This is a genomic window from Allorhodopirellula heiligendammensis, assembly GCF_007860105.1.
Taxonomy (GTDB): domain Bacteria; phylum Planctomycetota; class Planctomycetia; order Pirellulales; family Pirellulaceae; genus Rhodopirellula; species Rhodopirellula heiligendammensis.
Genome location: NZ_SJPU01000003.1, coordinates 124810 through 144031, shown reverse-complemented (window position 1 = coordinate 144031; position 19222 = coordinate 124810). Strand labels below are relative to the sequence as shown.

The window sequence follows — 19222 nt, the reverse complement described above, 5'->3', positions numbered from 1 at the left end:
CAGTTTCCTATTCCTACCACTTTAAAAAACGTGTGAGCAGTTCGATTCCTGGAGCTGTCAAGAAGCTCTCAGGGTGGAACTGCCAGCCTTCCATCGCAAATTCGCGGTGGCGAACGCCCATGATCTGCCGCTGCCCCCCAGTGTCTGTCCACGCGCTGACGATCAACTCATCGGGCAGTGTCGGTGGGTCAATCACCAACGAGTGATAGCGTGTCGCCACAAACGGGTTGCTCAGGCCGGCGAACAAACCCTGATCATCATGGACAATGTTGTCGGTCTTGCCGTGCATCAACTGCGGAGCACGGACAATCTTGGCGCCAAACGCTTGACCGATCGATTGATGGCCCAAGCAGACTCCGAGAATCGGTATCTTGCCAGCGAAATGGCGGACGCACTCCACACTCACCCCGGCTTCATTGGGTGTGCACGGCCCCGGTGAAATCAACAATCGCGTGGGCGACATCGCTGCGATCTCAGCAACGGTGAGATCGTCGTTACGAATCACCCGCACATCGACCTGAGGATCGATCTCGCCAAGTCGCTGGACAAGGTTGTAGGTGAAAGAATCGTAATTATCGATGACCAACAACATGGATGTTTTCCGGCAAACAGTTTTGAAAATGTCAAGAGAGATTCGGGGCAGAATAACGGAAAGGATATTCTTAGCGAGTCAATACGTAAACGCTCTTTAGAATTGACGCGGGGTCGGCGTATAATCGGGATCAGCGAAGGCCGATGCCTCGTCGTCTCACCATCGACTCAGGCTGACCGCGTTCGCAATTATCTCCTTTTCTTCTTGCTTTGCCTTCTTCTTGGACTCATCGACGTGATTTCGGTTCGCCCCAAAGTCGCTGAACTTGCCTTCCACTTGTTCAGTCGACCGATTCATCCCGAGTTGATCGTTGTGCAGCAGTCACGAATGATCCAACGCGGTCACTACAACGCCAAAGTCGACATCACCAACTGTGGACATGTCGTCACGTTCAATGGTGCCAAGTCAACGCTGTGCGAAGTGGCCACCAGTGCGCAACAACCATTGCCGACGCGACGCTGTTTGATCCATCAAACGCTCAAGGGCAGTCGTACAGAAGAGGCGACCTGCCAGAGTGGATTGGAATATCGCACGCACTTCCAACTCGAAACGGTCGGGGCTGAGATGTTTTGGATGGTCGGCCAACAACTCGGCAAAGGGCAAACCGAAGGCTTGCTGCATCGCTTTGGTTCAAGTGGCCGAATGGCGTTGGGAGCGATCAGCTACGTCAACATCGAAACGCGGCTCAACTCGATGCTCGTCCAGGCGATCCATACGTTTCCAGACGATTACGCCATCGTCAAAGTCGAATCACTCTTCACCCTGCCGGAGTAAGCGGGTTTGAACAACCGGCGGGCTTGGACGAGCATGGCCGACCATCTCATTGGCGTCATCGACCTCCAGGCCGGCGTGGCTGTCCACGGGATCGCAGGAAATCGCGCGCGTTACCTGCCGGTACGCCCACTGTGGCGATCCGGACACACCGCTGACGGCAATCCACTCGCTCTCGCAGATTGGTACCGGCAACAATTCCAAATTCGCAGTTTCTATGTCGCTGATCTTGATGCGCTGCAAGGCGCCGCGGTTCAACATACTGCGATCGAGTCGTTGATTTCGCAGGGCAACCCTGAGGACCAATGGCTGATTGACATTGGAATGTGCCAACATCACGCCGATTCTCAAACACGTTGGATGCAAAAATTCAGCGGTTCACACAGTCGCGTTGACTGGATCATTGCAAGTGAATCTGCGATGTCGACGAATCTGATTACCCACGTCTGTAACAGCATTTCCCCTGCGTCACTCGTCTTGGGCGTGGACTTTCGCGATGGCCGGTTTGTCGGCCCCGACTCGGGAGTCGAGCACTGGATTTCAGCAGCCGACCAGGCCGGCCTGCGGCGTGGGTTGGTACTCGACGTTGCTGTCGTCGGCACGAACGCGGGCCCAGGGACAGCAGAACTGTGCTGGTCTCTGCATCAGCGTTTGCCGACGTGGCACTGGACCTCCGGAGGAGGATGTCGGAGTGTCGACGATGTTGCGGCGTTCCTCGAGGCAGGTTGCGATCGCTGCCTGATAGCTTCGGCTTTGCTGCCGAAGCAAAGCGACATTCCCCGGACGGGAGCGTTGCCCCCATCCGTGCGGGATTGAGTTCGCCTGGGATATTCGCCCCGGCGTCTGTCGTTTAACGGCAATTGCCGCCGGGACATCCTGCACCAGTTTGCATTACCGGCGTGGAAACCCGCGTCGCGGTGCTGACTGGATAGCTGGCCGCGGAATACGAACCTCCGCCCGAGCAACAGCTGCTACTGGAATAAACAGGGGCACTCGTATAGGTGGATCCGCAGGAACTGCTGGGCCGGTACGAATGAGCCACCGCCCGGCGGGAAGACGAGCACCGTCGCGGTGCGCTCGTGCAACCCGAGCACGAGCTGTTCGAATAGGAATGACCGACCGTCGAACTCACTGGGTAGCTCTGCTGAGCGACCGGTTGGCTGTACTGGACTGCCGCGGGTGCGCTGTAGGTGACCACAGGAGCACTCGCGCCGCAGTTGGTGCAGCCACTTCCAGTGGCCATTTGTGCCTCAGCGACTGATGACAGAGTGACTCCGCAGGCGAGGACGACGGCCATGGTGAGCGAACGTGACAGGAATCGATGCGAGCAAATGTTCAAGAACATTAAGTTTTTCCACTGGGAGGAGTATGGGGACAAGCGGGCGACAATCGTTGGATTGCACGTATGAGAGTCTCAATGCGCATCTGCCACATCTGTCCGCCATCAAACGGCTAAATATTCTGAATAACCAGAACAAACCTCCCTCCCGATGGGCACACAGCGCCGTCATCGCCCCCCTAAAGAACTTCCTTGGAGAGCGATATTGACGCCGTTTCGCGAGGTGTCGTAGCGTCCGTTGGCACTTCTTCTCTCGTTTGGTAGGTCGCTCATCTTGTCTGCGAAGCTCATATTTCAGTCCCCTGCATCCTTCGTACTGGGCGTGCTGATCGCCCTGACGCTGGGATCTCCGCGACTCCATGGTCAGGACGCAGGCGCTCCTGAAGTTGCGTTTACGGAGCAATCAATATCCGTAGAAGCGATGGAGCGGGTGATCGCCGACCTGACCAGTCGCACGGACATCGATTCTGGAAAACGCGTGCAAGCGTTGGAAAACTATCAATCGGCGCTCAACAATCTGAAATCTGCAGTCGAGAACGAGGCCCGTCGCGTCGCCCTGGTCGGCGAAACCGAATCGATCAGTGAACAAGTCGAACGCCTAAAACAGCAGCGTGCCGGCCTAAAGGATCAGAAACCGGTCGTCCAGTCCGGACTGGCGCTGCAGGAGATGGAGCAATTACTAGCTCAGTGGGACCTTTTGCTAGCAACCCATAAAAAGACACGACAAACCGCCGAGCTGGAACTGCAGACTCGCTCGCAGCGACGCAAGGAAATCCGCGCTTTGATCGTCAGCAAAGAGCAGCGTATTGCAGATGCTGTGGCGCAGCTACAGTCGCTCGCGGCCGCCGAAAACTCACTGCAGTCGAACTCACTCGCAGCACGCTTATTGACTCGCCGCATGACGTTGTCCAAGGAACTGCCTGCCCTGCAGGCGGAGCTGGCTAAATACGACGCGGAGGATGCCGCCGATTTACAGCGGCTGCGATTCGATCTGGCAACCATCGAAACCGCATATCGCGAAAAATGCATCGAGCTACTGCAACAACGGATCAATGCGGCCCGCGAGGCCGAGGCAGAGCAGTCCATTCGCAGAACTCGCTATGAGGCCATTGCAGCGGCACCATCTTTAAAAGACTACGCGGAAAAGAACCAAGAACTGGCGGAAAAAACCAAGGCCCTCGCCGAACAACTCGTCATTGCTCAGCAGGAGCATAAGCTCGCCAGCGAGTTACACGAGTCACTCATCGCCCAATTCAATCGAACGCGTGCGAAGGTCAAATCAGTCGGCATGACCAGCTCCGTCGGCGCCTTGCTGCGGAAAGAAAAGAAGGATCTTCCAGACCTTTCCAGTCGGCGCGCCGCTGTCGCACTCCGGCAACCTCTCATCAACGATACTCAGTATTCCAACTTCGATTATGAAGACCAACGCCGAGAGGTCGGTGACGCGAAATCGCTGCTCGCAAAAATCTCTAGCGACGCTGGCGATAAACTCGACACTCGGCCAGGCTCGGTTCTCGACACGGCGCTGATGGAATCTGCGGCCGAAGACTTGATCGCCCGGCGTTCGGAAACTCTCGACACGCTGGTACGTAGCAATGACAAGTATTTTGATCAGCTAATCGAGCTTGATATGAAAGATCGACAGTTGATCAAGCTGGCCGCCGAATACGAAAACTATATCGATGAACGGGTGCTATGGATTCGGAGTAGTCGGCCCCTGACGACTGAACTCCGTTTAGATATGTCAGACACCTGGCTCGTCAATCCTGCCAAATGGATGGACGTAGCGGTCGCATTCGCTGCTGACATTCGATCGAAGTTTTACCTGTATGTACTGGTCCTCGTTCCCTGGGGCGTTCTACTCGCTCGGGGTAGCTTCCTGCGTCGGCAGATCGCGGGATTGGGGGAAATCGCCAACCGCGTGAATTGCCGCTCCATCTTGCCCACATTGCGAACGATGGCGTTGACGCTCGTCGTCTCGCTGGTATGGCCAACGCTATGTGCCCTGATTGCTTGGCGTTTGGAACGAATAGCCGGCGACTCCGAATTCATGCTTGCCATCAGCAATGGTTTCTACTGCCTCTCCATTGTCTGGTTCGCTACCGAACTGATTCGACAATCATGCCGTCCACTGGGACTAGGTGAGGCCCATTTTCGTTGGTCCACCCACGCCACACAGTCGGTGCGTCGTGGTTTACGCTCGGTTTCGATGATCGCGTTTCCACTGACTTTCGTCACGGCGACGTTGTGCATGAGCAATCAATCTCGTGGACATGATACGCTGGAGCGACTCTTCTTTGTCGCCGGAATGTTCTTGGTGGCATCACTTGTCTTCCGCTTGCTGACCCCCAGTGGCGTCTTGCGAGACTACTTCAACGTTGGGACCTCGGAATGGAGTGATCGCGGCAAGCGACTGTGGTCGATCGTGGGCGTCTGCCTGCCGCTTTCACTGGCGGGTCTAGCCATCGCGGGATATTATTACACCGCCGAAGTACTGTCCTGGAGGTTGTTTGAAACCTGTGGGTTTTTAATAGGGCTTTTGGTTGTTCGCTCGCTACTATTTCGCATGCTGTTGCTGCGTCGGCGATACCTGAGCATCGAACAGTCGCGGCAGCGCGCCGCTGCACTTGCCTCCAGCGATGAGCCGGATTCGCCGATGGTGGCGGGCATCTTGGCCGAAGATGCGAAAGCGGATATTTCGGCGCAGAGCGAGCAGTCGCGCCGGCTAATCAACACCGGCATGATCGCGTGCTCAATCGTCGGGCTGTGGATGATTTGGGTGCAGGTTCTGCCCGCCCTCAGCATGCTTGATAAATACGAAGTCTGGTCGGCAACTCAAGTCGCCACGACGAGCAACACGGAGAACTCAGCAGAGGTGACTCCCGTGACGGCGATGATGCCAGCAGCGGACAGCGCAGGTGACGATGGGCCGGACGGCTTATCTGACCAAAACAAGGCGGGTGCTATTACGCTTTCAGACCTGGTCTTTGCACTCCTGATCGTAGTGGTCACGTTTGTTCTGTTTCGTAACGGTCCCGGCCTGCTGGAAATTACGGTACTGCAACAATTGCCCGTCGACGCATCGGTGCGCTATGCGATCACCACCCTCGTCAGCTATGCGATCGTCCTGATTGGCACGATCGCCGCCTGTTCGACCATCGGCTTGAAGTGGTCCCAGATCCAATGGCTCGCCACCGCACTGACGTTTGGATTGGCCTTCGGGCTCCAAGAGATGTTTGCGAACTTTGTCGCTGGTTTGATCATCTTGCTCGAGCGACCGATTCGTGTCGGCGACATCGTGACCGTGGATGATGTCAGTGGCGTGGTCTCACGCATCCGTATTCGCGCGACCTCGATTACGAATTGGGATCGGAAGGAATACGTCGTTCCCAACAAGGAATTCATCACCGGACGTCTGCTCAACTGGACCCTTTCCGACAAGGTCAACCGGATCGTGATTAATGTCGGGGTCAGCTACGAGTCAGACACGGAACGTGCGCGTGAACTGCTGCTAAGATCGGCGAAGGAACACCCCCTCGTGCTCACCGACCCGCCCCCAGTAGCATGCTTCGAAGGCTTTGGTGACAGCGCTCTCAATATGGTGTTGCGGGTCTACCTGCCGTCGCTCGACAATCGTTTGGAGGTGATCCACCAGCTGCATACCTCAATCAATAAGGCCTTCCGCGCGGAAGGAATCAGAATTCCGTTTCCGCAGCGAGACCTGCATGTACGTACGACGCCCGCCGCCCTGGGCTTGTCCGTCAATGCAGACTCCAGCGATCACGCCGCAGCCATCGATCGCACAGATCGGGCGACCGAAGCGGCATGAGAAGAGTGATTTGCATAGCACCACACCGGTGATCGCTCATGCCAACAATCAAAATCGGTGCGGGCGACTGACACCGGTAGACGATCGACATGATGAATGAGCGCCGGTCGCCGTTCTCTCGAGAGAGTCCACGGGGTACACTCGCCGATTCGACATCACCGCAAATACTGTCATCCTGTCAATCGCTCGCCCCATGCCTGACGGCAATCACCTCGACATCGCGGACACAACTTCGGTCAGGTTGGCTTTCGACCAAGGGACACTGTTGCTCAACGGCGTGAGTCGAATCTTCATCGAGCGCCTATGGCCGGTGGACCTGTGGACATTTGATGCTCGTGGGAGGAACAACACGGACGGGTTAGGCGATCACGATCCGGCCAACGCGCTTCATCAGTGGCGAACCGATGCCGTTCACTATCGACGCATCCGAGCAGACCTAGATCACTCACTCGCGGCCCAATCCTGGATTGACGAGGTACCGCAATGGCACGAGGTACGCTATCGGCGTTGCGAGTTGCACCCGCCGCGCCCCGATCAGCAGGACGCGATCGATGCGTGGTCCGATCGCCGCCGTGGGGTCATCGTGATGCCCACTGGAACGGGAAAGACGGAAGTCGCACTGCGCGCGATGGCGAGCTGCCAATGCGCAACCCTCATCGTCTCACCCGTCCGCGATCTGATGTACCAATGGCACACTCGCATCTTGGCCGCCACACGGATTGATGCAGGGATCATCGGCGATGGCGTGCACCGCGTCAGTCCCCTCAGCGTGACAACCTATGATAGCGCCGCAATACACATGCCCCGGCTCGGCAATCAATTTCAACTCATCATCTTCGATGAGTGCCATCATCTGCCCGGTGCCATGCGACAAGACGCAGCCCGGATGAGCGCCGCCCCCTTCCGCATGGGATTGACGGCGACGCCCGAGCGACGCGACGGCAACCACACCCTGCTCGATGACCTGATCGGTCCCCGGGTGTATACGCAGGCGATCGCCTCGGCTCGAGGCAGAACGCTGGCGAAATATGATATTCATCGCATCTCCGTACACCTTTCCGAACAAGAACGATATCGCTATGAAGCACTCAGTCGCCGTGTCGGTGACTACCTCGCCGAGCGACGCAAGGACGAGCCCAACTACGACTGGCAGACGTTGTGCCGCGAAAGCGGTCGTGATCCGGGTGCACGGGCGGCCATGCAAGCTTTCCATGCCAAACGCTCGATCGAAGACCGCGCCGAAGAGAAACTTCGCATTATCGAAGATCTGTTTCGATTGCATGCCGGTGAACCAGTGATTGTGTTTTGTGGCTCCAACGCGATGGCTCGAGATGTGTCGACTCGATTCCTTATTCCCTGCTTGCTTAGCCATTGCCGTAAACGCGAGCGACAAGAAATTCTGGAGGGTCTGCGTGCGGGACGCTATCCGGCACTCGTCGCCAACCGCGTGCTTGACGAGGGTGTCGATCTTCCGGAAGTCAACGTGGCCATTGTGATTGGAGGTGGCAGTGGCACCCGGCAGGCAGTCCAGCGACTCGGACGCGTACTGCGTAAAAATGCGTTTGGCCGCGCGTGTTTCTATGAGATCGTCACCGCCGGGACTCGTGACGAGCAACGCTCGCGAGACCGCCGCCGCGATGACGCCTTTCACAAACAGTAGGCTCCATGCTCACCAAACAAGAATCGATTCTTGAATATGATTTCACTCGCCAATCCGTGGTTCCCGATCGACTGACGCGGAAGACGCATGCCGCCTATGTTCCTGCCATCGCCGAGCTTCTGCAGATCTATCGTGATCACGTTGGCGACACCCGCCGCGAACTCCATTGGCATGTCCAACGAGAGCTTCAGAAACTCGATGACTGTCCGAGTGTGCGGATTTCCGCATTCTGCAAGCTGCTCGATGACGCCAGTAAATATGACCAGGACCGCAGTGGTGCCGCCGCAAAACTTCGCCAACGAGTCTTCTCACTTGCTGCGACTGATCACCCACTCGTTCAGGAACCGGACCATCTTTTCGCGACGAGCGAATCGAAAGTCAAAGAGAGCATTGCCAGACAACTTGGTCGCCCATGGACGGACATCGAAGCCGACTTGTTTGCCGATGTCATCGAGTTTCATCGGCTCAAATCTCCGCCCGATCCCACCATCGATGCGGGTCGGATGCTCCGCCGATACAACATCGCCCAGACACAGACAGCATTGTACGGCGCTGTCGAGATGACCGTGTACGCAGGTCGTGATTTCAAAACCATTCTGCGTTACGCGAAACTCGCCCGATTGATGCATACCATCACACGGCAGGACAACAACTACTTCTTTCGATTCAACGGCCCCGCCTCCATCGTGCGAGAAACGCGTCGCTATGGCGTGGCGATGGCACGGTTCCTGCCAGGTCTACTGGCTGCGGAAGACTGGCGGATGCGGGCCACGGTGATCGGCCCTCGACGCCGCCGCTTTGCTCTGCAACTGTCTAGCCGTGACGGGCTGCGCGGCGAGATCGTCCCCAGCGACTTTGACAGCGAACTCGAAGAAACCTTTCATCGCCGCTGGCAAGAATCGGACACGAACGGCTGGAGCATCCAACGTGAAGCCACCGTACTGCATGCCGGGCAAAGCGTGTTGATGCCAGATTTCACATTTCGCCATCCGGAGCACGGGGAAGTGCTGCTTGAGATTGTTGGCTTTTGGACACCCGAGTACCTGCGCGATAAGGCGCAAAGGCTCATGCAATTCCACAATCATGCTCGCATTTTGATCGCCGTCTCCGAGCATGCCGACGAAGCCATCCCTGACATCGGTGTGCCTCGGGTTGTGTACAAAACGAAGCTACAGCCTCAATCGGTGTTGGCACGACTTGCAGAATTTTGAATTCCACGCAGCACAGAAAAGCCAACTCAGTACTGCCAAATGATCCTCAATACTACAACACATCACGTGCGCACCCGCACTACGTTCGGACGGGCATCCGCACAGCGCGACCGTCGACTGATTTCAGTGCCGCGATGGCTTGGGTCGCCTCGCTGGCGGCTCCCTCGCTGGCTTCATGAGTCATGATCACCAGCGGTACGAATTTTTCGTCGCTCGTCTTGCCTGCTGCTACGGCCTCGTCGCTGCACTCTTCGTGCTGGATTACCGATGCGATGGAAATGTTGTGTTCGGCGAGCACGCTGGCGATTTTGGCTAAGGTGCCCGGATGATTCGACACGTGGAGACGGAGGTAGTATCGACCACGCAGTTTGGCCACATCGCGCTGAACGGTACGCGCGGGGCGATCCTTGGAGAAATACTCAAGTGTTTGGAACGTGATTGGCGTTCGTCCCACAGCGGTATCAATGATATCGGCCACTACCGCTGATGCTGTTGGCATCTGTCCTGCACCCAGCCCGTGGTAGAACACGGGGCCAACCGCGTCGCCGACAACTCGGATGGCGTTATAGGCATCACGGACCTCCGCCATGGGTGTGCCTTTGCGAACGAGCGTGGGCGCGACCGACAGCTCCAATTCGCCATCGATCATCCTCGCTGCGGCTAACAACTTGATGCGGTAGCCGAGCTGTGATGCGTATTGCAGATCGACAGGATCGAGGCGGTCGATACCGCTACGGGGAATATCACGCCAGTCGACCGTGGCACCGAAAGCGAGATGCGACAAAATCGCTAGCTTCTGTGCGGCGTCCGTACCATCGACATCCATCGCTGGATCGGCCTCGGCGTAACCGAGTTCCTGGGCGAGCTTCACGGTTTGCTCATAGCCCGCGCCCTTCTCGTCCATTTGCGAGACGATGAAATTACTGGTTCCATTGAGGATGCCTTCCATCGACAGAATCTGATTGGCAGACAAGCACTGACTGATGTTGGCGACGATCGGCACGCCTCCGGCGACTGCGGCCTCAAAGGCGATGCTGCGTCCGAGCTCACGGGCCCGCGTGAACAGCTCACCACCGTGTTCAGCGAGCAACGCCTTGTTCGCCGTCACAATGTCCTTCCCCGCTTCCATGGCACGCAACATCGTTTCTCGCGCGGGGCTGAGTCCTCCGATCAACTGGACGACGACGTCGATCTCGGGATCGTTCAAGACTTCGTCAATCGAGTCCGTCAGAACTCCGGCCGGCAGATCAATACCGCGCGGCTTGTTGAGATCACGAACGACGGCTTTGGACAGCCAGATCGTTTTGCCAGCGTGCCGCGCGGTGCGGTCGCCGTGATCGATCAGGAGCCTGGCAACTCCGGCACCGACGGTTCCCATTCCGATGATAGCGACGTTAGTGCGAGATGAATCACGAGCGGCATGCGGTGACGACATTTCAGTCCGGACAGGGATCGAGGGTGAGGATGAATGATCGGGCAAGCATGATAAACGAGCTCAGCCATTCATGGCACCCTGGTAGGAGATCTTGATAGCAGGCGGCTAATTTGGCGGAAATCCGTAACGCGAAAGGCGAACGACCAACGGTTTCCCCTGCCGCCACGTTAAGACGCAGTTAGCCATCGCTGAAGGAAGATCCAGCGCCGAGGCATGACGGCCGGCTTGTTAGGGAAGATTTCGCGGATAGCGTGGCTTACGAGCGGCCGGGAGTTCGACCTGGTGCTCTTCCTGGAACCGACGCCGTTCAACAGCATCGGCGTAGTAGGTCAGCCAGGTCTCTGTATCAGCTACGCAGCGATATTCCAGCTGATTTCCTGCCGCATCCATTTTCTTCTCGCAGCAGGGTAGAATATCGCGGTAGATCAGACGATACAGCTCGCGATCACTCAGATGGTCGGTGCAGGTCAGCACGATTGCTTGCGAACGAAGCCGCTCGATCGTTTGCCGGAGGATCGCCGACAAGGTTTCGCCACCAAGTGATTCCGGGGGCGGGATGTGCAGCGGCGGATTGAACCAATCCCGGATCGGCAGTGCCGGAGCACGCTCCCAGGCGAGTATCGAGGAAAGATACTCATTTTCAGTTTTCAGCGGCATTCGGCCCATGGAGGAATCATCGATCGAATCATCTCGATACGGCTCCAGCTCGTCGCGCAGTCGAGCGTTGTCAATCATCAGATCCACTTCATCGATCATGGGTCGACTCGTCTCACTCATATCCATCGTTTGCTTCACCTTCCCCAATGGACTTCGCCCACTTGCGAGATGCTTTGCGTGTAATGACCAACTCGCGTTGGACATCTACTAGGCTATCCAGACCGCGGGTCTCGTCCAACGAGAATTGAGTCAAATTCACTTCTTCGTACAGAATACTGACGGCCGAGATCGGCCTGACCGTTACGAGCGGCACGCTTTCACACCGACTCGGCGGCGGAACGATTTGCCTAAAGCTGATCTTCGACCCATTCCCGCCAATCGTCCCACTGGTCGGCACTGACCGCGAGCTCGGGCAGAACAGGCAATCGCACGGTGCGGCCGAGGTCAGGACGCTCCATATGCACCGACAGCAGCCCATTGATATCGATCTCAAAACCGATCTTACGCGTCGGCGTTTGTTCACTTGGATCAACCTCGATGCGGTGGCGACCGAGCGACTGCCAGGATTCGTCATGGACACCCGAGGACTCAACCAAGGCGAGTGTCAAATGGTCGTCTTTGGTCTTCCCGCCCAATTGTCGATTAGTTCGGGCGGGTGTTGGTGTGCCGCGAGTGATGATGGGTAGGATCTTCCGTTTTCCCTGTGCGTCGGCGACCACGAATCCCACCGAACGAGCGGCGCGGGATTGCGCGGGCATGGTGTTTCCACGATGTCCAGGCAACTCGGCTTGCAAGCAGGCTGCAGCCCCCTCGGCGGCATTGGTCGAATCAAAAAACTCGAGCTGCAACTGCCCCAGGGCAGCGAATACGCGATGGCGGATCGCAGGCAGACGCAGAATCGGGCCGTGCACGAAGCACCGCGAGAGCTCTTGGGGATCGACCCCCGCCCGGCGACACGCGAGGTCAATCGCTTGCTCGACAGACTCCATCAAGTCTCCACACGCCTCCAACCACTGCGCCCGTGACACGTTGACAGTTTCGGTCTTGCCCTCGTGTCGGATTTCAATCTTCGAGTTGGCCAGGAGCAGCAACGACTTCATCGCTCGCTCGCCAGCCATTTGAACCTTGGTCGCGTAGATCAACTGGCTACGATCAACTGCTTTTGACGAGGCGGGTTGCGGGCGATCGGACAACTGCGCTCGAATCATCTCGACCAACCGACTCGACCAGGCCATCGCGCCGCGATGCCAGTGACCGGCCGATGCGAGTTGCTCAATCTTGCTGCCGCGGCGGCGAATCACCGCAACGTCAAGTGCTTGCGCGGTCAAACCGACATACAAAACCGTTTCGTGGCTCTGCTCATCCAAACTGTTTTCAAACGCGTGCCGCGCAATGGCGATCCCGCGATCGATCAGACGCACCCCCGGCAGCCCGGCAATCCGAGCGGCGGTGTGAATACCGCGGCGGTGCAATTGGTCGTAGCACCCCGCAACCGTAATCGCCACGGCAGCGGGCCAGCTGTCGTGACGCTGCCAGTTGCTCCCCAGAAACTGATCGATCGACCCCGCATGACTCCCGGAACCAACCTGGCCTCCATCGGCGGACGCATGAGATGTCGTCCCCCCGATGTAATTCATCAGGGTCCGGCCCACGAGTTGCCGCAAACACAGCGCGGTCGTGATCACCGGTGGGCACATTCGCCCGGCAAGAGGTCGCAGCATATCACGACGACCAAAGTACAACATCTGACAATGCGAGACCCGGTGCGGGTATTTTTGGCGTAGATCGTAGGCGTCTTGGCCAAATCGGAGCTCGCCCAAATCGGCACCTTCCCTGCGTGCAGTTTCTGCGACCGCCATGCGGAACAGAGGTTGGGGATGCTCAGGAGTTCCCGCGGGCCAGCCGCCCTGAATGTGCCCACCAGGTCGGCCCACCGCCGTGGCGGCATGCGTGGCGTTAAGATCGATACCGAGCACACTGAGCGCCTTGGGGGCGATGGGTCCTGTCGATGCGCCGACTTCCTTCGCCGTCGAACCCTCTTCATCAATCTTCCGGTGAGAAAAATCCAGTACCCATGCGGGCGTAGAACGATCATTGTCGTACGGTGCCATGGCGCGAGCAACCTCGTCCATCGACGCATACCGCTCCGCAGGCGATTTGGCCAACATCCGGGCGACAATGTTCGCCAGCGTCAGGTCCACGTCCCGGCGATACGACATTAAGTCGGGGACCTCACCATGACGATGACCATACACCTGGTCGATCATCTCGCCTGGGAAGGGCGGATGCCCCACCAACAGATAGAACAACGTTGCGCCGAGGGAATACTGGTCACTGCGGGCGTCTGCGGATTCCGGATCCTGCAACTGCTCGGGCGAGATGAACGCCAGTGTCCCCATCAGCGAACGTTTCGGCGAACTCATCAAACGCAATGACTCGTCGTCACTTTCAATCTCGAGCGTCTCCGGTGGACGACTCGATGGTCGGCCGTCGGCGATCACCGAACCACTGCTGGGCGGATTGGATGCAGGAACTTGCGTCCCGGTTTGTGTCGACTTCATGTCGCCTGACTTCGGATCGCCCGACTTGTGCTCAGTCGCCTGATGCCAGTGGCGAGAAAACCTCGCCAGCCCCAGATCAAGCAGCTTGATCGTACCTTCCCGAGACCGCATTAAATTACTCGGTTTGACATCCCGATGAATAATTCCGGACGCATGAGCATGGTGCAATGCAAAGGCAGCTTGGCGGATCGCAGAGGTGGCGTCGCCAATGGACATCGGCCCTTCCTCAGCCACAATCTGCGAGAGCGTTTTGCCATCGACATATTCCATGGCAAGATAATGAATCCCTTCGGCTTGACCGGCATCGAATGCGGTCACAATATTCGGGTGCATCAACCGTGAGGCCGCGCGAATCTCTTCATTGAATCGCTCGATCGAACCCGCATGATTGAGCCACCGCGACGGCAAAACTTTCAACGCAACGGTACGGCCCATCGAGCGGTGTTCGGCGAGGAACACCTCACCCATGCCGCCCCGGCCGAGCCTTCTGCCAACTCGATAGCCGCCCAGAATTTCGGGCAGCGGCACCGCATCGAAATCGTCAAAGTCGTCCAATTCAATCGCAACTGAATCGTCACCCGACAGCAACGTACGAGTGTAATTTTGGCGATTTTCAGCGACAACGCCCCGCTCCACTCGGGCCTCGCTGACGTCGCTGGACGAACCGGGAACATCAATTGGCGCGTCCCACTTACTCAGACAGGAATCACTCCCCTCTTGGTCGCTCGATGGCGTCGCGGCGTCGCGGGGATAGGAAGACACGTGAGAAACTGAAAACCGGGTAGAGGAGAAATCGAGATCAATTTTTGGGAGAATACTCCCCCAAACCAAATTATAGCGGCCCGCGACACGGTCTTCTGCCCCATCGAATCGCGGGAGTCAGCCCCAGGAGCTTTCCCAGGCGAGCTCACGGTGGCGTCATCCCCTGAGCAGTCTATCTGAATCTGTCATGGCCAGCTGAATCTGTCATGGCCCGCTGAAGTCATCATGGCCCGCTCAGCACCCAGACTCGTGCGACGTCTGGCCGGCTCGTGAAACACGATGACATTGCCTACGATAGGCAGGTGAGCCATTCTTGGAACGCATCTTGTGAGCCCTCGTTCCCAAGTATCCGCGTGAAATAGCGGATTTTCCGGTTTCGACGGAATGTGCTGGTTTCTCCGCGACTCGGCATGTGACGTGGACAGGTCGTTTTTCTTCATCCCATCTCAGAGTGTTTTGCCGTGCCCGGTCCCACCTCTCCCGTCTCGCGTCCGTCCGACAGCATTTCCGCTGGTGAGCTGCGTATCGCGACCCGCGAAAGTCCGCTGGCGATGTGGCAGGCTCGCCATGTGGCCGCGCGATTGGCCGAGCATGGAATTGCCACCCAACTGGTTCCCTTGCTCAGCGGCGGCGATACCGATCTTCGCCCCATCGACGGCACACGTCAGGTCGGCCTGTTCACCAAACGTATCCAGCAGGCCTTGGTCGACAACGAAGCTGACGTGGCGGTTCATTCGCTCAAGGATTTACCGACTCAACTCGACGAACGATTTGCACTCGCGGCGGTGCCGCCGCGCGAGGTTGTGGCGGACTGCTTGGTCTCCCCCGCCGGGAAAACCCTGGCAGAACTTCCCCACAGGGCTCGCGTTGGCACGGGCAGCACGCGGCGCATGGCCCAACTGAAGTCACTTCGCGATGACCTCGTCGTCATGCCTATTCGCGGCAACGTGCAGACGCGTCTCGCCAAGCTGCACGCTGGCGAATTTGATGCGATCGTGCTCGCCGAGGCAGGCCTACTGCGACTCGAAATGGACGATCTCCCACGCGTGCGGTTCTCGCTCGATGAGATGCTTCCCGCCCCTGGCCAAGGTGCCCTCGGGATCGAGGTCCGCAGCGATGATGAGACAGCGCTGGTGGCATTGAAACTCCTCGATGACCTCGCGACGCGTCTCGCGGTCGTGGCGGAGCGTACTGTGCTCGCGGCGTTGCATGGCGGCTGCTTGGCGCCGATCGCCGCTCATGGAATCGTCGAATCACTGGCCGACCAAGCTGCCGGCCGGCTGACTTTGACCGCAGTGGTAATGTCGACCGATGGCACAAAGCGGCTGCAAGAGACAGCGAGCTGCAATCTCGGCGCAACGGATGGTGAAGCCGTCGCTGTGCAACTTGGCACCTCCGTTGCAGAGAAACTTCGCGCCGCCGGAGCGGAGGAACTCATCCAAGCCGCTCGTTAACAAACTTTGCTGTGGTCGATCTTCAAAACGGGCTGTTGAGAGGGTTGCGTTCCCCGGTCATGGATCCGCACGTTCATCCCCCGTTGTCGTGTGGAATGGGCGCAGCTACAGCGCGAGCCCATCGGCTAAGAGTGAGCCTGTTGGCTCAGAGTGAGCACGTCGGCTCAGCGTGAGCCCGTCGGCTCAGCAATTCGACAAGCCGCGACAGAGCCTGCAGCATCAGCGTCCGTAGCAACGTCCACTCCCTATCATGCCTCGATCAGCGAGTCATCAATGTCCGATCCGATCAATCCATACGCACCCTCGCTCGAGACGACCAGCCCTCCGATCCCGACGCAGGGCAACTACGAAGCTCTCGCGGCGACAGCCAGGGGCTTACGAATCATCCACTTCGGCATCGTCTTGATGCTGTTGTGCTTGATCGGGATGACCCTATCGTTTGCAATCTTTCCTCAGGCAATCGCTCCTCTCGGGTTGCTCATGCTGGTCGGTTTTTTGATGTGGTTAATCGGCCCCATGTTCTGCTTGACGGCGCCCCCCGAAACGCAGACGAAAGGATTCGTCATCGTTTCGATCATTTGTCAGCTGAGCGCTTTGATGATCGCCATAGCGAAGTCCGTGGGTGTTGTTAATATCCGTTACAGCTCGCTGGCGACGAATCTGCTCGCGGTAATCTCGGTGGCCTTGTTCATCCTAGCGATGATGCGAATCGCGAGTTCGATTCAGCGTGAGGACTTACGCGCCGCCGGCCGGCGAATACTGCGGGGCGGAGTCGTGTTGATCTGCATGGGCCTGGTATCCGTGTTTGGAATCGTGTTGATGGGCATGTTGACTTCCATCATATTGGTGGTTGTCCTCTTCGGCATGCTGATCATTTTTGTGATGTACGCCAATCTCGTGAACTCGTTGGCCACAGCGATCGATTCGCTAAAGGGATAGCCTCGCTCGGCCTTTAGCACGACTCCCAGCAGCCCTACGACGGACGCGTTAAAACTCCATCGTGAGCAGAAAAATGCTACACCGGGCTGCCCTGTTGGCGACATAGCTGGGTAGAATGCTCCGACCAGCCACGGATAGCGGAACGATCCTCGGCGCCTCGTGACTTTTCTCCGACCTAAATTCGGCCATCACCATGATGACTCACACGGGCCTCACGATTGGATTGGCAAACGCCGCGACACCGTCCGCATCCGAAACAGTGGACGCGATGGCTGCGGTTGCGTCCACCGCGCCGATCCACATCGCAACGACGATCGGGCTGCTGCTAGCCGCCAGTCTGGCAGCCGGATTGGCCAGCGAGATGCTGCGACTCCCTAAAGTCACGGCATACTTGATTGCGGGGCTGCTACTGGGCACGAGTGTCTTCGACGTGATTCCCCACGAACACTACCAGTTCCTCGAACCATTAACCAAGCTCGCAATGGCGCTGGTGCTGTTTTATCTGGGCACCCTCTTCCCGTTTGATCAGATCCGCAGGATCAGTCGCCGCGCGATTCCGCTTTCGATTGGCGAGATGGTGTGCACGGCATTGTTCGTCACGGCGGGAGTGTACCTGCTTGGGATGACGCCCGCTCAATCCGTACTGCTGGGCACGCTCGCGATCGCGACTTCACCGGCGACGACCATGTTCGTGCTCCGGGAGACAAATGCGGAAGGCCCCGTAACAAGCCTCACCAGTACCCTGGTCACCCTGAATAACCTGGCGGCTGTGATTGTCTTTGAACTCGTGTGGCTGGGCATTGAACTGGCATCGCCAGGTGGGGAGTCAAACTCAATCAGCACTACTCTATTGCGACTGGTTCAATCCCTCGGCGGAGCAACTCTGCTGGGGCTGGTCGGCGGATTGGTGATGAGCTACGCCTGCGAGATCATGCACACACGGCGGTGGCTGGTGCTGTTGGTGGGTATGGCCTCGCTGCTGCTCGGGTTGAGCGAGACTTGGCAGATTCCCTACATGCTGGTGTTTCTCGTCGTGGGTGTCGTCGTCGTCAATTCATCGAGCGGTACACAGAAAATCACGGCGCAATTTGATTCGATCGGCGGACTTCTAACGGTGGTGTTCTTTTCCGTTCACGGCAGTGAACTGAACCTCCGCCTGCTATGGCAGGTGGGGGCAGTGGGTGCTGGTTATGTTGTCCTGCGAAGCCTTGGGAAGGTCTTCGGCGTGTGGGCGGTGGCAACCCGCACGGGGGCCTCGCCAGAAGTCCGTACCTGGTTAGGTCCTGCCCTCTTGGCCCAGGCTGGTGTGGCGATCTCACTGAGCGCGACGGCGACCGCGAGAAATCCGGAGATCGCCGGCCACGTCCAGACGATTATCCTCGGCACGGTTGTCGTTTTTGAGATCTTTGGCCCTCTGCTCACCCGCGCCGCCGTCTTGCACAGTGGCGAGATGCCAATTGCTAATTCAATCCACCATACCTTCGGCACACCGCTGAGCGCACTGCGGAACGTGTTCACACGTTTGGCGGGTTCAGCCGGTTTGCTCGATAAAAAAGTGGCCTTGTCCGAGCGGATGCGAGTCGAGCAGGTGATGCGGCGCAGCGTCGACGGCATCGCCGAAAACGCGGACTTCAACGAGGTCGTCCATTTTGTCGAGCACTCCCACGCCAATACGTTCCCCGTCGTCGACGATGATCGCTGCGTCGTGGGATTGATCCGGTTTGACTTGCTCAACCAAGCCTTCTTTGACCCGCAGTCAGACCTGCTCGTCCGTGCCGGTGATCTGGCAACGCCACCGGATTTGTTGTTGCGGCCTTCTCAACCCGTTCGCGATGCCGTCCATTTGTTCCGCAATACCAGTGACGATTGCGTGGCCGTCGTCACCGATGATGCCCCGCATCGGTTGATCGCCACCGTTCGTCGAAGTGACCTCACCAGTCTGCTGATTCGCGATCGCAAAGCCGGTTTTAGCAATCACGAGTGATGAAATGAACTGGCAGCCTCCGCCAACA

General features: G+C 57.9%; 12 protein-coding genes. 8 read left to right on the top strand and 4 right to left on the bottom strand.

Features of this window, described 5'->3' with window-relative positions; genetic code table 11:
* Window positions 1–13: 13 nt before the first annotated feature.
* On the bottom strand, window positions 14–592 hold the full coding sequence (locus tag Poly21_RS20560; protein ID WP_146408950.1) for an anthranilate synthase component II: 579 nt from the start codon (window positions 590–592) through the stop codon (window positions 14–16).
* A gap of 234 nt (window positions 593–826) precedes the next feature.
* On the opposite strand from Poly21_RS20560, the gene Poly21_RS20555 reads away from it, so the two are divergent.
* From Poly21_RS20555 to Poly21_RS20535, 5 genes are all read left to right on the top strand, one after another.
* Window positions 827–1366, top strand: a complete 540-nt coding sequence (locus Poly21_RS20555; protein ID WP_146408949.1) for a DUF2617 family protein — start codon at window positions 827–829, stop codon at window positions 1364–1366.
* A gap of 33 nt (window positions 1367–1399) precedes the next feature.
* A complete protein-coding gene (locus tag Poly21_RS20550; RefSeq protein ID WP_146408948.1) occupies window positions 1400–2179 on the top strand; it encodes a HisA/HisF-related TIM barrel protein in 780 nt (259 codons plus the stop codon).
* A 797-nt stretch (window positions 2180–2976) separates the two neighbouring features.
* Complete coding sequence (locus Poly21_RS20545) at window positions 2977–6531, top strand: mechanosensitive ion channel domain-containing protein (RefSeq protein WP_302119910.1); 3555 nt, start codon at window positions 2977–2979, stop codon at window positions 6529–6531.
* A 193-nt stretch (window positions 6532–6724) separates the two neighbouring features.
* Window positions 6725–8191, top strand: coding sequence for a DEAD/DEAH box helicase (locus tag Poly21_RS20540; RefSeq protein WP_146408947.1), 1467 nt, complete (start codon window positions 6725–6727; stop codon window positions 8189–8191).
* A 5-nt stretch (window positions 8192–8196) separates the two neighbouring features.
* Entirely contained in the window at window positions 8197–9402 is a 1206-nt protein-coding gene (locus Poly21_RS20535) for a DUF790 family protein (RefSeq protein WP_146408946.1), read from the top strand.
* A gap of 79 nt (window positions 9403–9481) precedes the next feature.
* On the opposite strand, the gene Poly21_RS20530 is transcribed toward Poly21_RS20535, so the two are convergent.
* The 3 genes from Poly21_RS20530 to Poly21_RS20520 form a co-directional block, all read right to left on the bottom strand.
* Window positions 9482–10837 carry a homoserine dehydrogenase gene (locus tag Poly21_RS20530; RefSeq protein ID WP_146408945.1) on the bottom strand — a complete coding sequence of 452 codons (1356 nt, stop codon included), beginning with the start codon at window positions 10835–10837 and terminating at the stop codon, window positions 9482–9484.
* Window positions 10838–11065: 228 nt separating this feature from the next.
* Window positions 11066–11593, bottom strand: coding sequence for a hypothetical protein (locus Poly21_RS20525; protein ID WP_302119907.1), 528 nt, complete (start codon window positions 11591–11593; stop codon window positions 11066–11068).
* A 248-nt stretch (window positions 11594–11841) separates the two neighbouring features.
* Entirely contained in the window at window positions 11842–14817 is a 2976-nt protein-coding gene (locus Poly21_RS20520; protein ID WP_302119905.1) for a protein kinase domain-containing protein, read from the bottom strand.
* A 518-nt stretch (window positions 14818–15335) separates the two neighbouring features.
* On the opposite strand from Poly21_RS20520, the gene hemC reads away from it, so the two are divergent.
* The 3 genes from hemC to Poly21_RS20505 all read left to right on the top strand — a co-directional run bounded on the left by hemC (window position 15336) and on the right by Poly21_RS20505 (window position 19194).
* Window positions 15336–16271: a hydroxymethylbilane synthase gene (hemC, locus tag Poly21_RS20515; RefSeq protein WP_302120330.1), complete on the top strand. Its 936-nt coding sequence runs from the start codon at window positions 15336–15338 to the stop codon at window positions 16269–16271.
* 273 nt (window positions 16272–16544) lie between these two features.
* Window positions 16545–17210: a hypothetical protein gene (locus Poly21_RS20510; RefSeq protein WP_146408943.1), complete on the top strand. Its 666-nt coding sequence runs from the start codon at window positions 16545–16547 to the stop codon at window positions 17208–17210.
* Between the two features lie 193 nt (window positions 17211–17403).
* The gene (locus tag Poly21_RS20505; protein ID WP_146408942.1) at window positions 17404–19194 is read left to right on the top strand and encodes a cation:proton antiporter domain-containing protein; all 1791 of its coding nucleotides are present in this window, start codon (window positions 17404–17406) and stop codon (window positions 19192–19194) included.
* The last annotated feature ends 28 nt before the right edge of the window (window positions 19195–19222 follow it).